The following is a 15303-nucleotide window of genomic DNA, read 5'->3' as shown; positions in this document are numbered from 1 at the left end:
ATCGGTCACTTTTATTGATTTATCGGCCAGAATTTTATTTTATCGGTCACTTTTCCGATATATCGGTCAGATTTCATTTTTATCGGTCACTTTTTCCATATATCGGTCAGTTGGCTCTATGGCGCCTTTAGGGGCTGTATCTAATCACATCATTTAACGTGATGGCACCTTCGAATTACTTATGCAATGAATGCTTTTTTTATCAATTATTCCAAACTAAACAGGTGCCTTGAGATGAAAGCACCTTAAATATAAATAAGGTATTTAGTTATTTCGAAATAATAAAAAACAAATATAAAATCCCCCATTATTTTTTATCAACTAAATACTGATAAATCAAATACGGTCCCTTTTTAGCCGTAATTTGAAGGAAAGATTGGATAAAAGGGTAGTCTTTATTTGGCATCATTTTGATTAGTTCGCTCCACCATTCAGTTTCATAGCGTGCGATCATGCTTAAGTTATAGAGCAGTAAATAATGAATCAGCAGCTCTGGATAATCAATAAGTCCTTCCTTGGCGAGCGGTAAGTAGAACTTGCTGTTCTCCGGGCTATATCGAAAAGGCTTATAATTATATGTATTAATGTTTTTCATAAGAAGGTTCAAGTACGACTCCTCAGACCCCTGCAATTCTATTTTGGAGTCTGATTTCGATTGCATGTACTCGATAAAACGGGATTCAGTCATATGGAAACTATCCAAAATCTTTTTTGGCAATATAAATAAATCTTTTTTCTGGTTCACTTCAAGAAAAGTATTTCTTCCTTCTGTCTGGCTGTACAAATAATTAAGTTCGGGTATTTGGCTGAATAATTCCCCCATGGTCGCTTTTTCACCTTCCAAATGTTTCATGTGAAACATTTTTTCTCCCATATAGGGAAAGAGGCCGCTTTTTTGAAATTTCACTTCATCCTGAAAAAAGTTATATTGCTGCTTTTTCCTTTTTCGTGTTGAGACACCATGAGCCAGAACCGAGGTCGTTTCAGGATAATTAGGGTCGACAGTCAATATGCAGGCCTTTACCAGATGGACAAGGCCATAAAAAAAGAGAATCGGCTTGATGATTAGAGGTGCCTTCTCTGCCTGCTCATAGTATACTTGTCCATGTTCAAGGTAGTATATAAAAGGATAACTGTTTTCGTAACTTTTCTGTTCAGCCTGTTCCAAGTTAAGCTTTTGATAACAGTTTTTTAAAAAATCCTGTGAAGTGCTGGCTGAAAAGAAATATAAAAAGGAGTTTCCATGGTCATAAGGATGAATCATAGCAAAACCTCCGAATCTTTAGAAAAATCCAACATATCAATCTGTTCTTGACAGTATTTTGTCCAATTGATAACCTACTAATAATATTTTTGAGTCCAGGAGGTCAAAAAAGATGTGGGAAACTAAGTTTGTAAAAGAAGGTTTAACTTTTGATGATGTATTGCTTGTTCCATCGAAATCAGAGGTGTTGCCACGTGATGTTAGCATGAAAGTTAATTTAACTGAAAAAATTGCACTCAACATCCCGATTATCAGTGCCGGGATGGATACTGTTACAGAAGCAGAAATGGCCATTTCAATGGCACGCCAGGGTGGACTGGGGATTATCCATAAGAATATGTCCATTGAACAGCAGGCGGACCAAGTAGATAAAGTAAAACGTTCCGAAAGCGGCGTTATTACAGACCCATTTTTCCTCACTCCAGAACAACAAGTATTTGACGCAGAGCATTTAATGGGCAAATACCGAATTTCCGGTGTCCCAATTGTAAATAACAATGAAGAACAAAAGCTTGTTGGTATTTTAACAAATCGTGACCTCCGCTTTATTCAGGACTATTCGATTAAAATTTCAGATGTGATGACAAAAGAAAATCTTGTGACTGCTCCTGTCGGAACAACATTGGACGAAGCGGAAAAAATTCTTCAAAAGCATAAAATTGAAAAATTGCCGCTTGTCGATAATGAGGGAGTTCTTAAAGGTTTAATCACAATTAAAGATATTGAAAAAGTCATTGAGTTTCCACATTCTGCAAAAGATGAACGGGGACGCCTTCTGGCAGGTGCTGCAGTTGGAGTTACTGGTGACACAATGAAGCGGGTTGAGATGCTTGTTAAATCACATGTGGATGTCATAGTGGTTGATACAGCTCACGGCCATTCGAAAGGTGTCCTAGATACAGTACGTGAAATTCGCACCGCATATCCTGATTTGGCGATTATTGCAGGTAATGTGGCAACCGCTGAAGCTACAAAGGACTTAATTGAAGCTGGTGCAGATATTGTGAAGGTCGGAATTGGTCCGGGATCTATATGTACAACACGAGTTGTTGCAGGTGTCGGTGTTCCTCAGATTACAGCTGTTTATGACTGTGCAACTGAGGCGCGCAAACATGGCAAGTCAATCATTGCTGATGGCGGTATTAAATATTCAGGTGATATTGTTAAGGCACTGGCTGCAGGCGGACATGCGGTTATGCTCGGAAGCATGCTTGCAGGTGTATCAGAAAGCCCTGGTGAAACAGAAATATTCCAAGGGCGCCGATTCAAGGTGTATAGAGGCATGGGATCTGTCGCAGCTATGGAAAAAGGTTCAAAAGACCGTTACTTCCAGGAAGACAATAAAAAGTTTGTACCAGAGGGAATAGAAGGCCGCATTGCTTATAAGGGGCCGCTTGCTGAAACAATTTATCAGCTGGTCGGCGGAATTCGTTCTGGCATGGGCTATTGCGGAACAAAAGACTTACAGGAGCTTCGTGAAAATGCGCAATTTATTAAAATGACGGGTGCAGGTTTAAGAGAAAGCCATCCGCATGATGTGCAGATTACAAAAGAAGCGCCAAATTACTCGCTATAATATACATGAAGCAGAGAAGGGAAACCTTTTCTGCTTTTTTTATTAGGGAAGTGCCGGGGGAAAGGAACTAGGAAAATACTAATAAGGGAAAGTAGGCCTAACATGCCATTTGAATAAGGCAGGAATAGGTAATTACTCTATCTATTTTTTAAATAAGAGTTATGATAAAATAACAAAAGTGTATTAAAACGTTGGAGGGCAGTAAATTGAAAAAAACATTTTATCGTAAGTCTGTAGCTGGATTCCTTGCCTTGGTTATGTTATTAGGTCTTTTACCTGGTTTAAATAAAGCATATGCAGAAGATATTTTAAATATTAATGCTGATGCTGCTATTTTAGTAGATTCTGAGACCGGAAAGATTTTGTATCAAAAAAATGCGGATAAAGTACTGGGCATTGCCAGTATGACAAAAATCATGACAGAATACCTGCTCCTTGAGGCTATTGAAGAGGGCCGGGTAAAATGGGATCAGGAATATGCTGTGAGCGAATACGTATGGAAGGTTTCACAAGACCGCGCATTATCTAATGTTCCTTTGCGCAGAGACGGGAAATATAATATCCGTGAGCTTTATGAAGCAATGACAATCTATTCAGCGAATGGTGCTACGATTGCAATTGCAGAAACGATTGCAGGTTCAGAAACGAATTTCGTCAAAATGATGAATGAAAAAGCTGGAGAACTTGGATTAAAAGATTATAAATTTGTAAATTCAACTGGTTTGAATAACCGTGATCTAAAAGGAACACCTCCTGCAGGCGGCCCTGAAGAAGAAAATGTCATGTCAGCAAGAGCTACAGCTATGCTGGCTAAAGAATTAATTAATAGATTCCCTGAAGTATTGGAAACAGCCAGTACCCCTACAAAGAAGTTTAGAGAGGGTACAGATGATGAGATTAAGATGGACAACTGGAACTGGATGCTTCCAGAGCTTGTATTCGGCTATGAAGGCGTAGACGGCCTTAAAACAGGTACAACTGACTTTGCCGGATACTGCTTTACTGGTACTGCTCTTAGAGATGGCAGCCGTTTTATCAGTGTCGTTATGAATGCCAAAGGCGATAATGGACAGGCAACATACAAATCAAGATTTGATGAAACCAAAAAAATGTTTGACTATGGGTTCAGTAACTTTGAGAAGCAGGAAATTGTGCCTGAGAACTATCAGGTAAAAGGCCAGAAAACTGTTCCTGTAGTGAAAGGAAAAGAAGATAAGGTAAAGATCGTATCCAAGGATCCGATTGAAATGGTTGTAAAGAATGGTGAAAAAGAAAGTTATAAACCAGTTCTTGTTCTTGATAAAAAGAAATTAAACGAAGATGGCGAATTAACGGCTCCTATTAAAAAAGGAGAAAAGATTGGCTATTTAACACTTGAGTCAGCCAAGGATGGAAAATTGGAATTCTTGTCTGATAAGGGCAAAGACAATATTCAAGTAGATGTGGTAGCTGCTGAAAATGTTGAAAAAGCAAACTGGTTTGTCCTTACGATGCGCAGCATCGGCGGTTTCTTTGGAGACGTTTGGGGCAGTGTTTCCTCAACTGTAAAAGGTTGGTTTTAAAGAAAAGGGCTTTCCTGTCTTGACAGGAGCCCTTTTTCATTGCATATTTTCAATAGGGAAAATTCTGAGTACAACAAATGTATTTTCCTTTTTTTGAAAAATTATTTTTATCATAATATTTAACCCATCAATAGCAGATGGTATTTATGAAGGGGGATAAACATGAAGACAGGTACAGATCGAGTTAAACGTGGAATGGCAGAAATGCAAAAGGGCGGCGTTATTATGGACGTTGTTAACGCTGAACAGGCGAAGATTGCAGAAGAAGCTGGTGCAGTAGCAGTAATGGCACTTGAGCGCGTTCCTTCCGATATTCGCGCAGCAGGCGGCGTAGCCCGTATGGCAGACCCGCGTATTGTAGAAGAAGTAATGGGTGCGGTTTCTATCCCAGTAATGGCAAAAGCTCGTATCGGACATATTGTTGAAGCGCGTTTGCTTGAAGCGATGGGTGTAGATTACATAGATGAGAGCGAAGTTTTAACTCCTGCAGATGAAGAATACCATCTTAACAAAAGAGATTATACGGTTCCTTTTGTTTGCGGATGCCGTGATTTAGGGGAAGCTGCACGCCGTATTGGTGAAGGTGCATCTATGCTTCGTACAAAAGGTGAACCTGGAACAGGAAATATCGTAGAAGCTGTTCGCCATATCCGCAAGGTGAATGCACAGGTGCGCAAGGTTGTTGGCATGAATGAAGATGAATTAATGACAGAAGCTAAGCTGCTTGGAGCGCCATATGAGCTTCTTTTGGAAATCAGAAGCCTTGGACGCCTTCCGGTTGTAAACTTTGCAGCAGGCGGTGTTGCAACGCCTGCAGATGCGGCTCTGATGATGGAGCTTGGAGCTGACGGAGTATTCGTTGGATCAGGGATTTTCAAATCAGAGAACCCGGCTAAATTTGCACGTGCGATTGTTGAAGCAACAACACATTACCAAGACTATAAATTAATTGCTGAACTTTCAAAAGAGCTTGGCACACCAATGAAGGGAATTGAAATTGCTTCATTGGCTCCTGAGGCTCGTATGCAGGAGCGCGGCTGGTAAGGAGAATAGTTATGATAAAGGTTGGAGTTTTAGGGCTGCAGGGTGCTGTCAGAGAGCATGTGCGCTCTATCGAGGCATGCGGTGCTGAAGCCGTTGTCATTAAGCGCAAAGAGCAGCTTGAAGAGGTGGACGGGCTTATTTTGCCTGGTGGTGAAAGTACAACAATAAGGCGCTTGATTGATAAGTACGATTTCATGGATAGCCTGAAGGAGTTTGCGCAATCAGGCAAACCGATGTTCGGTACTTGTGCAGGCTTAATCCTACTGTCTAATAATATAATTGGTTATGATGAGCCCCATATTGGTGTAATGGATGTTCAGGTTGAGAGAAATTCTTTCGGACGCCAAAGAGAGAGCTTTGAAGCCGGTCTTGATATTGCTGGAGTAGCCGAGGATTTTGCAGCAGTCTTTATCCGTGCTCCGCATATTGTTGAGGCAGGGGAAAATGTTGAAATCCTGGCTAAGCACAATGACCGCATTGTGGCTGCCCGTGAAGGCCGGTTCCTTGGATGCTCATTCCATCCCGAGCTTACAGACGATCACCGCCTGACAGCCTATTTTATTAAAATGATCAAAGAATATAAGCAACCTTAATTTTGAATATTTTGGTTGCAAAAGGAACATAATTGTAGTACATTATGAATTACAAAAAATTCTTATAGCTAAAGCAATGAGAGGAACTAGTAACAGGAATTTGTTCTGAAGAGAGCCGGTGGCTGGTGGAAATCGGTGAATAACCCCTGCGAATCCATCCTCGAGCAAAGCATGGAACACTTGGCAGCAGTTTTACTGCTAAGTTAAGTAAATGCTTTCGGTTAAAACCGTTATGGATTTAAGGTGGAAAGCTTATGCTTTCAACTAGGGTGGCAACGCGGGTAACTCTCGTCCCTTTTTTGGGGACGGGAGTTTTTTGTGTTCTCATTTATTTTTTTACTTGGCTGTGTTAACGCTTAATCTTAATTTAGCATCGTATTGATTGAGGCGGAAGGCGAAGAGATCCTCGAAAATGCATTCGCATCTTCTTCGAGCGGTGTTTATTCGAGGAAGCATATTCAAAGTTCTGCGGGAAAAGCGTACCCAGGGGAGACCCCGAAGGAGCAGAAACGCCGGGGAGGTTCCCGGAAGCCCGCGTTCGCTGAGTGCCTGCAGCGGAAATCAACACGAAAGTTTAACATAGCATAATAACTCAGGAGGTTTTAAAGAATGCTGGACATTAAGTATTTAAGAGCCAATTTTGAAGAAGTGAAAAACAAGCTTCAGCACCGGGGAGAAGATTTAACAGATCTCGGGAAGTTTGAAGATCTGGATGTCAAAAGACGTGAATTGATCGTTGAAGCGGAACAGCTGAAGGGCAAAAGAAATGAAGTATCCCAGCAGGTTGCTGCTTTAAAACGTGAAAAGCAGGATGCTGACCATCTAATCGCAGAAATGAGAGAAGTTGGCGACAAAATTAAAGCTTTGGATGAGGAGCTCCGCACGGTTGAAGAAGAATTGGATCAATTGCTGCTAAGCATTCCGAACATTCCACATGAGAGCGTGCCTGTTGGCGAAACAGAGGATGACAATGTAGAAATCCGCAAGTGGGGAGAAGTCCGTGAATTTGATTTTGAACCTAAAGCGCATTGGGATGTTGCAACAGATTTGGATTTGCTGGATTTTGAACGTGCAAGCAAAGTAACAGGCAGCCGGTTTGTATTTTATAAAGGTCTTGGGGCTCGCCTGGAGCGTGCATTATTTAACTTTATGCTTGATTTGCACACGGAAGAGCACGGCTATAAAGAGGTTCTTCCTCCATACATGGTAAATCGCGCAAGCATGACAGGAACGGGGCAGCTTCCGAAATTCGAAGAAGATGCATTCTTGATTGAAAGCGAAGATTACTTCCTAATTCCTACTGCTGAAGTGCCTGTAACCAACATGCATAGGGAAGAGATTCTGAATGGTGATGAGCTTCCGATTAATTATACGGCATTCAGTGCATGCTTCCGTTCTGAAGCTGGATCTGCAGGCCGTGATACACGCGGATTAATCCGCCAGCATCAATTTAACAAGGTAGAACTTGTAAAGTTTGTGAAGCCGGAAGATTCTTATGAGGAATTGGAAAAGCTGACAGGCCATGCAGAAAAGGTACTTCAGATGTTAGGCCTTCCATACAGAGTCATGAGCATGTGTACAGGCGATCTTGGTTTCACGGCAGCGAAAAAGTATGATATTGAAGTTTGGATTCCAAGCTATAACACATACAGGGAGATCTCTTCTTGCAGTAATTTTGAAGGATTCCAGGCAAGACGTGCGAATATCCGCTTCCGCCGCGAGCCTAAAGGCAAGCCGGAACATGTTCACACATTAAATGGTTCTGGCCTTGCGATCGGCCGCACGGTGGCAGCCATTTTGGAGAATTACCAGCAGGCAGACGGAAGTGTAATTATTCCAGAAGTATTGCGTCCATATATGGGCAATCGTGAAGTTATTAAGCCTTAATCAGTATTTTGGGGCGGGCTTAAAAACCCGCTCGAATTTTTTATGAAATTTGTTGACATTCGTTTATAGAGGTGGTATATTATTTCTTGTCGATGCGGAGGAATACCCAAGTCTGGCTGAAGGGATCGGTCTTGAAAACCGACAGGCGGGTCAAACCGCGCAGGGGTTCGAATCCCCTTTCCTCCTCCACTTTTATTGACATCTAACACGCGCATAAATATTGGAGATACATAAAACCGCTGCAGCAATGCAACGGTTTTTTTGTGTTTTTTAAACAAAGGCTCTGTTATACTTCCCCTGTTGATTCCGCTCCAGGCACTCAATTTCCGCGGGCGGTCCGACGCTCCTCGGCTACTTGCGCCTGTGGGGGCTCCCTTTGACTTGCTTCTCCCGCAGGAGTCCAATGCTTTCCACTCCAATCAACAGGGTGCCCATATTAACAATGAGGAGCTTAAACAGGGATATAAACAAAAAAAACAAACCGCCGTATAGCGGTTTATTTTTTCAATAATTGTGTTTGCCTAAGGAAATAGGATACACGTTCAACTATTGGCTCAATGGATTGTTCGTTTTGGATAATGTCATAATCATTGATATTTAAGCGGAGGACAGGGCATGCGTTAAAGCTGTTGATCCAATCCTCGTAGCGCTGATGCATTTCCTCCCAGTATGCAATTGGGGTTTGCTGTTCCATCGGGCGGCCGCGCTCCTGGATGCGGGAAAGAATATCATCAAGCGAACCCTCCAAATAAATCAGTAAATCCGGATGCGGGAAGTAAGGTGTCATGACCATCGCATCAAATAAGCTTGTATAAGTTTCGTAATCTACTTTGGACATTGTGCCTTTTTCAAAGTGCATTTTAGCGAAAATGCCTGTATCTTCATAGATGGATCGGTCCTGAACAAAACCGCCCCCATATTCAAAGATGCGTTTCTGATCCTTAAACCGTTCAGCAAGGAAGTAAACCTGCAAATGGAAGCTCCAGCGATTAAAATCTGCATAGAATTTATCCAGATAAGGATTCGTGTCTACCTTTTCGAAAGATGTTCGGAACCCGAGTGCATTCGCAAGGGCATTGGTCATTGTTGATTTTCCGACTCCGACTGTTCCAGCAATCGTAATAACGGAATTCGAAGGAATCTCGTATTTTTGCCTTAGATTCATAATTGTATGCTCCTCTTTTTTAAAGATGTGGACAGTGTATCGAATATATGCTTTAAGTCTGCTTCATTTTTAACAAAATCCAAATCATCTCCATTAAAACGGATGACTGGAACGTCAGGGTGCTGCCTTTCGAACTCATTCATAGCAGTTTCATAATCAAGGGATAATTGCTCCAAATATAATGGGCTAATATTTTTCTCGATTTCGCGGCCTCTAAGCTCGATTCGGTCAAGCAATGTTTCAAGGCTGGCATTTAAATAAATAATGACATTTGGCTTTGGCATATCACCAGTAAGGATTTCGTAAATTTTCAAGTACTTTTGATACTCGTTCTGGTTCAGTGTACGCTGTGCAAAAATCAGGTTTTTGAATATATGGTAATCAGCCACAACAGGCTTATTTTTATTTAAGTAGTGATTGTTTATATCAACCAGCTGTTTGTACCGGTTGCAGAGGAAAAACATTTCAGTCTGGAAACTCCATTCTTCAATGTTTTCATAGAATTTGCCTAAAAAAGGATTTTCATCAACAATTTCCTTTAGAAGTGCATACTGAAACTTTTCGGAGATCGCTTTAGCGAGAGATGTTTTCCCAACGCCAATCGGCCCCTCAACAGTTATAAAAGGTATTCCCCCCATAAGATTGTCCTCCCACTCTGCCTTTTCTCTATATTAAACCAACTTTATTAGACAGGATACTTGCTTATAATTTAATTAATACGTTACGTTTCAAAACGACACAAAAATTATTTTAACACATCATATGGTGGAAGGGATATGGGGTTTAGGCTGGAAATAAGAAAAGAACTGGGGGGGTTCTGAATAATTAAAAAACAGCCGCCTGTTAAAGACAGCTGCTTTCATTAATCCTATAAATTAGGTCTTTTCATGTTATTAGTAATTGTAAGATGCATTTTGCACAAAAACCATATTATGAAGCAAACATTGAAGAAATGTTATAATGGTTTTCAGCAAACTTTTACATCATCTTAACCGCGTTTTCGTTACCAGTTCATCCTTTTAGGCTGTAGGATATGTAACGGGTATTTACACATAATACGCTTCGTTAGCGGAAAATAGAACGCAAATATTGCCGGCAATCGGTCATAACAAGGGAGTTAACCCTAGCTGATGGAGCAGGAATTTAATGATTGCCATAGAGAGCAGAATGCTTTGGCTTTATTAAAAAATAATCATGGGTGTCGGGTAAAGGACAGCTTCGCTAAGGGGATTTATCTTTCCATAGATAAAATTAAAGTCGTTAATCATGTCTATAATGATAAGAGCAGAGATCTGCGCCGATTTGCTGTTATTTATCGTGAAAGTTCAGCTTTTACCCAGCGGCTAAGATAAAAGATAAACAGAAGAAGGAATGAAGTTATTTGACACAAGCATCTAGCATTGCAGATGAATTGTATATGCGCGAAGCAATTAAGGAAGCAAAAATGGCAGAGGGGCTGGAAGAAGTTCCGATCGGTGCGGTAATTGTTTTGGATGGGGAAATTATTGCACGTGCCCATAATTTACGGGAGTCCAATCAAAGCGCAATTGCCCATGCTGAATTACTCGCCATCGATCAAGCTTGCAAAAAGCTGGAGACATGGAGACTTGAGGAGGCAGTCCTTTATGTGACACTGGAGCCATGTCCCATGTGTTCAGGCTCAATCATTTTATCGCGGATTAAAAAGGTTGTTTATGGTGCAAAGGATCCTAAGGGAGGATGTGCCGGCACTCTTATGAATCTTTTGCAGGATGAACGTTTCAATCACCAAAGCGAGGTAGTTGCCGGAGTGCTTGAGGAAGAATGCGGTGAACTGCTTTCAAGTTTTTTCAGGGAACTGAGAAAGCGGAAAAAGGAACAGAAAAAGAAAAGGCAATTGCGGCAACTGGAACATGATACAGGAATTGACAATGGATAAGCATTGCTTTTTTAGCTGAAACTTAGTATACTTATAAATGCGTCGGATAAGACGCAACTAAATATGGTATCAACTTTGCCGTGCTAGGCGGGGAGGTAGCGGTGCCCTGTACTCGCAATCCGCTCTAGCGAGGCTGAATCCCTTCCCAAGGCTGATGTCCTGTAGGGCCTGCCTTAAGTAAGTGGTGTTGACGCCTGGGTCCTGCGCAATGGGAATCCATGAACCATGTCAGGTCCGGAAGGAAGCAGCATTAAGTGGACGCTCCCATGTGCCGCAGGGTTGCCTGGGCCGAGCTAACTGCTTAAGTAACGCCTATGGGCGTCAGTCGACGGAAGGTGCACGGCAGTTTATATTGTATATAAAACTCATCCTGCAAAGGGTGAGTTTTTTGTGTATGCAGAAGTACTGCAAGTATTAGCGAATTTTATTTGCACTACCTTTTGTAAAAAGGAAATTAGATACGTTATAATAGATAAAGGACTATACATAGGAAGGGGGCGTATCAGTGAGTTATCAAGCTTTATATCGTGTTTGGCGTCCACAGCAGTTTATAGATGTTGTTGGGCAGGAACATGTGACAAAAACTTTGCAAAACGCCCTGCTTCAGCAGAAGATATCACATGCCTATTTGTTCTCTGGTCCTCGGGGAACCGGTAAAACAAGTGCGGCTAAAATTCTGGCTAAGGCCGTTAACTGTGAGAAGGCACCGGTAACCGAACCCTGCAATGAGTGCCCAGCCTGCAGAGGGATTACAGATGGTTCCATACCTGATGTCATTGAAATTGATGCTGCGTCCAACAATGGTGTAGAGGAAATCAGGGACATAAGGGATAAAGTTAAATATGCACCTAATGCTGTAAAATATAAGGTTTACATTGTGGATGAAGTGCATATGCTTTCCATTGGAGCCTTTAATGCCCTTCTAAAAACTCTTGAAGAGCCGCCTAAACATGTTATTTTTATACTGGCGACTACTGAACCTCACAAGATCCCTCTTACAATCATTTCCCGGTGCCAGCGCTTTGATTTTAAAAGAATCACCGCACAGGCAATCGTAGGAAGAATGAAGCTGATTGTGGATGAAACAGGTGCAGCCTGTGAGGATCAGGCTTTGCAGATCATTGCTAGAGCAGCGGAAGGCGGAATGCGTGATGCCTTGAGCTTGCTTGACCAGGCCATTTCCTTTAGCCAGGATAAGGTGACTGTTGATGATGCTTTATCTGTAACAGGCGCTGTATCACAGGGTTTTTTAAATAAACTTGCAAGAGCGGTAAGGGAAAGGGATGCGGCATCAGGTCTTGAGTTTCTTGAAGAACTTCTTTTTCAGGGAAAAGACCCGTCTCGTTTTATAGAAGACTTTATACTCTATTACCGGGATATGCTCTTATATAAGGCAGCTCCAAGGCTAGAAGAATCATTAGAGAGAGTCATGCTTGATGAAGATTTCCAGCAGCTTTCACAAGAAATGGAACCAGAAGAACTCTATGAGCTTATTGAGGTTTTAAATAAAGCACAGCAGGAAATGCGGTGGACTAATCACCCAAGAATTTTTCTTGAGGTAGCCATTGTGAAGCTGTGCCAACTCGAAAAGAGAGAGAAATCTGGACAATCTGCGGACATCAAGCCGCTAATGCAAAAAATAGAACAAATGGAACATGAACTAACAGAATTAAAGAAAAACGGTATTATGGCAAAAGATGATGGGGCCGCAGCGGCTGTCCAGAAAAAGCCGCAAAGAAGTTCCCGGAAAGGATTCCAGGCACCTGTTGGCAAAGTAAATGAGGTTCTTAAACAAGCCACGAAAAATGACTTGATTGCAATAAAAAGCCGCTGGGGAGAAATGCTGGACAGGCTTGTCCATAATCAGATGCGTTCTCAGGCCGCTCTTCTAAATGAGGCTGAGCCAGTTGCTGCATCGGAAACAGCTCTTATTGTAAAATTCAAGTATGAAATTCACTGCCAAATGGCAATGGATAATAGCAGATTTTTAGAAACATTGGCTAACGTGTTATTTGAGCTTTTAGGAAAAAGAGTTCAGCTGGTAGGTATACCTGATGAACAGTGGCAGCAGGTCAGGGAGGAATTCCTGCGCAACCAGCGTGACGGAGACGATGAAGGCGAAGGTTTCAGCAAAAGCGAGGAAGACCCTCATGTGGCTGAAGCGGTAAAGCTGTTCGGTCCTGAATTGATTGAAATTAAAGAATAAAAATATTTGGAGGTATGTACAATGCGCGGTGGAATGGGAAATATGCAAAATATGATGAAACAAATGCAAAAAATGCAAAAGAAGATGGCTCAAGCACAGGAAGAACTGGGCGAAAAGAAAATTGAAGGAACAGCTGGAGGCGGAATGGTTACAGTTATTGTGTCCGGCCACAAACAAGTTTTGGAAGTGAATATTAAAGAAGAAGTTGTAGACCCGGAAGATATTGAAATGCTTCAAGACTTAGTTCTTGCTGCTACTAACGATGCGTTGAAAAAAGCAGAAGACTTAACAAACGATACTATGGGCCAATTTACTAAAGGAATGAACCTGCCAGGAATGTTTTAATAAAAGTTCCTGAAAAAATGCTTTCTTGCATTCCGTGCTGCCAAATGGCAGGGGATGGCAGGGAAGAGGAGACAGGCCGGGCGCCAGCGAACATTGTCTGATGAATCTTTTTCAGCGGACTGTCATGCTCGCGGCGCTTTTCCTTTTCTTATAGGAGGAAAAATACATGCATTATCCTGAACCAATATCAAAGCTAATAGACAGCTTTATGAAATTGCCCGGAATCGGCCCAAAAACGGCTGCACGTCTGGCATTTTTTGTTTTGAGTATGAAAGAAGATACCGTACTCGATTTTGCAAAGGCACTTGTAAATGCGAAAAGAAATTTATCTTACTGCTCTGTATGCGGCCATATTACTGATCAGGATCCTTGTTATATTTGTGAGGATCAAAGGCGCGATAGATCTGTGATCTGTGTTGTGCAGGATCCTAAAGATGTCATTGCTATGGAAAAGATGAAAGAATATAATGGCTTGTATCATGTCCTCCATGGTGCGATTTCCCCAATGGACGGGATTGGGCCTGAGGATATCAACATCCCCGACTTATTAAAGCGGCTCCAGGATGAAACGGTACAAGAGATTATTCTTGCCACCAATCCGAATATTGAAGGGGAAGCTACCGCCATGTATATTTCCCGTTTGATTAAGCCGTCTGGTATAAAGGCTACACGCATCGCCCATGGCCTTCCGGTAGGAGGAGATCTGGAGTATGCTGACGAAGTAACTTTATCGAAAGCGTTAGAAGGACGAAGAGAAGTTTAAACACGGAGGCGGGATCCATGTTTTTTCGAAAAAGAGGATGGCTTCGCAGAGAATTCGACGAGAAGCTATTACAGCAGCTGAACGGGTTAAAGGCAGAATGGAACAATCAGAAGTCATTGGTAGAAAAAAGCTTTGATCCATCCCCTGAAGCAATCAGCCAGGCGAAATTGGCTGAAGCGAAATATTTCTTTCTATTTAAAGAAGCAAAAAAGAGGAATGTAAAGGTCCGTATGTAAGTTTCTTATAGCTGCCTATAAGAATGGGTTTAAAAACGTATAATAAAATCTTTATACTTGTCCTTCTCTTAAGGTCTTTTTTGTACACGCTAATCATAAAATAATAGTACAAGTTTCCTGAGAGGAGGATTTTTCTTTTGGACCCTATTATTGTGATCTCCATATTGGGAGGATTAATATTATTGCTTCTATTTATAGGAGCACCTGTAAAACCGGTAAGATTAATCGGGCAGGGAGCCATTAAGCTGATCATAGGAGCACTCTTTTTATTTTTTTTAAATGCGTTTGGCAACCAGTTCGGCATACATGTACCCATAAACATGGCCACCTCAGCCATATCCGGTTTCTTAGGAATACCGGGATTGTTTGCTCTTGTAGCCATTCAAACATGGGTAATTTAAGAATGACAGCCGTATAAAACGCGGCTGTTTTTATTTTTGATATTTTTAAGTGAAGTTGTTGACAGATGTTTAACATAGTGGTAGTATATAAAAGGTCGTCACAATGAAGTGATGAAAAACATCTTTTAAAAAGTTGTTGACATCTTGTTGTGAGAATGATATATTAATAAAGTCGCTTATGAGCGGCGGATTGATCTTTGAAAACTGAACGAACAAAAACGTCAACGTTAATTCTTTAGTCTTTTTTGAAAAGACAACTTATGAGCTTAATCAACTCTTATATGGAGAGTTTGATCCTGGCTCAGGACGAACGCTGGCGGCGTGCCTAATACATGCAAGTCGA

15 protein-coding genes, 1 tRNA gene, 1 rRNA gene, 1 other RNA gene and 1 other annotated feature are annotated in these 15303 nt (G+C 41.5%); of the genes, 15 read left to right on the top strand and 3 right to left on the bottom strand.

The annotated features are described in order from the left end of the window. Positions 1 to 307: 307 nt before the first annotated feature. Positions 308 to 1264, bottom strand: coding sequence for a YaaC family protein (locus DFO73_RS28035; protein ID WP_110067936.1), 957 nt, complete (start codon positions 1262 to 1264; stop codon positions 308 to 310). 112 nt (positions 1265 to 1376) lie between these two features. Between DFO73_RS28035 and guaB the strand changes: the two genes are divergently transcribed. From guaB to DFO73_RS28005, 6 genes are all read left to right on the top strand, one after another. After that, positions 1377 to 2840, top strand: coding sequence for an IMP dehydrogenase (guaB, locus tag DFO73_RS28030; RefSeq protein WP_110067935.1), 1464 nt, complete (start codon positions 1377 to 1379; stop codon positions 2838 to 2840). A 257-nt stretch (positions 2841 to 3097) separates the two neighbouring features. Then, a complete protein-coding gene (locus DFO73_RS28025; RefSeq protein WP_258310089.1) occupies positions 3098 to 4402 on the top strand; it encodes a D-alanyl-D-alanine carboxypeptidase family protein in 1305 nt (434 codons plus the stop codon). 162 nt (positions 4403 to 4564) lie between these two features. After that, on the top strand, positions 4565 to 5446 hold the full coding sequence (gene pdxS, locus DFO73_RS28020) for a pyridoxal 5'-phosphate synthase lyase subunit PdxS (protein ID WP_110067933.1): 882 nt from the start codon (positions 4565 to 4567) through the stop codon (positions 5444 to 5446). A gap of 11 nt (positions 5447 to 5457) precedes the next feature. Next, on the top strand, positions 5458 to 6039 hold the full coding sequence (gene pdxT, locus DFO73_RS28015) for a pyridoxal 5'-phosphate synthase glutaminase subunit PdxT (RefSeq protein WP_110067932.1): 582 nt from the start codon (positions 5458 to 5460) through the stop codon (positions 6037 to 6039). Positions 6040 to 6106: 67 nt separating this feature from the next. Continuing rightward, positions 6107 to 6338 (top strand) — a binding site (T-box leader). 310 nt (positions 6339 to 6648) lie between these two features. Beyond that, the gene (gene serS / locus DFO73_RS28010) at positions 6649 to 7926 is read left to right on the top strand and encodes a serine--tRNA ligase (protein ID WP_110067931.1); all 1278 of its coding nucleotides are present in this window, start codon (positions 6649 to 6651) and stop codon (positions 7924 to 7926) included. Positions 7927 to 8022: 96 nt separating this feature from the next. Next, positions 8023 to 8115: transfer RNA gene (locus tag DFO73_RS28005), tRNA-Ser, on the top strand. 307 nt (positions 8116 to 8422) lie between these two features. On the opposite strand, the gene DFO73_RS27995 is transcribed toward DFO73_RS28005, so the two are convergent. Both DFO73_RS27995 and DFO73_RS27990 read right to left on the bottom strand, forming a co-directional pair. After that, entirely contained in the window at positions 8423 to 9091 is a 669-nt protein-coding gene (locus DFO73_RS27995) for a deoxynucleoside kinase (RefSeq protein WP_110067929.1), read from the bottom strand. Next, positions 9088 to 9729 (bottom strand): deoxynucleoside kinase, encoded by a 642-nt coding sequence (locus DFO73_RS27990; protein ID WP_110067928.1) that lies wholly within the window; start codon positions 9727 to 9729, stop codon positions 9088 to 9090. The genes DFO73_RS27995 and DFO73_RS27990 overlap by 4 nt, the downstream gene beginning before the upstream one ends. Positions 9730 to 10221: 492 nt before the next feature. Here DFO73_RS27990 and DFO73_RS27985 point away from each other — a divergent pair, with 492 nt between their 5' ends. The 9 genes from DFO73_RS27985 to DFO73_RS27945 all read left to right on the top strand — a co-directional run. Then, positions 10222 to 10443, top strand: a complete 222-nt coding sequence (locus DFO73_RS27985; protein WP_110067927.1) for a hypothetical protein — start codon at positions 10222 to 10224, stop codon at positions 10441 to 10443. A 47-nt stretch (positions 10444 to 10490) separates the two neighbouring features. Beyond that, on the top strand, positions 10491 to 11009 hold the full coding sequence (gene tadA, locus DFO73_RS27980; RefSeq protein WP_219993456.1) for a tRNA adenosine(34) deaminase TadA: 519 nt from the start codon (positions 10491 to 10493) through the stop codon (positions 11007 to 11009). A gap of 78 nt (positions 11010 to 11087) precedes the next feature. Further along, positions 11088 to 11352, top strand: an RNA gene (ffs, locus tag DFO73_RS27975) — signal recognition particle sRNA large type. Positions 11353 to 11514: 162 nt separating this feature from the next. Beyond that, positions 11515 to 13215, top strand: a complete 1701-nt coding sequence (gene dnaX, locus DFO73_RS27970; protein WP_110067925.1) for a DNA polymerase III subunit gamma/tau — start codon at positions 11515 to 11517, stop codon at positions 13213 to 13215. Positions 13216 to 13236: 21 nt separating this feature from the next. Next, positions 13237 to 13560, top strand: coding sequence for a YbaB/EbfC family nucleoid-associated protein (locus DFO73_RS27965; protein WP_110067924.1), 324 nt, complete (start codon positions 13237 to 13239; stop codon positions 13558 to 13560). Between the two features lie 166 nt (positions 13561 to 13726). Beyond that, positions 13727 to 14323: a recombination mediator RecR gene (gene recR / locus DFO73_RS27960; protein ID WP_009336775.1), complete on the top strand. Its 597-nt coding sequence runs from the start codon at positions 13727 to 13729 to the stop codon at positions 14321 to 14323. 17 nt (positions 14324 to 14340) lie between these two features. Beyond that, positions 14341 to 14559, top strand: a complete 219-nt coding sequence (locus tag DFO73_RS27955) for a YaaL family protein (protein WP_110067923.1) — start codon at positions 14341 to 14343, stop codon at positions 14557 to 14559. A gap of 137 nt (positions 14560 to 14696) precedes the next feature. Beyond that, positions 14697 to 14960 carry a pro-sigmaK processing inhibitor BofA family protein gene (locus tag DFO73_RS27950; protein ID WP_110067922.1) on the top strand — a complete coding sequence of 88 codons (264 nt, stop codon included), beginning with the start codon at positions 14697 to 14699 and terminating at the stop codon, positions 14958 to 14960. 278 nt (positions 14961 to 15238) lie between these two features. Beyond that, positions 15239 to 15303: ribosomal RNA gene (locus tag DFO73_RS27945) — 16S ribosomal RNA — on the top strand; the annotation flags it as partial.

Source organism: Cytobacillus oceanisediminis (genome assembly GCF_003182355.1).
GTDB classification, from domain to species: Bacteria; Bacillota; Bacilli; order Bacillales; family Cytobacillaceae; genus Cytobacillus; species Cytobacillus oceanisediminis_A.
The sequence above is the reverse complement of the archived record's forward strand: the minus strand, read 5'-3'. Positions and strand labels throughout refer to the sequence as shown.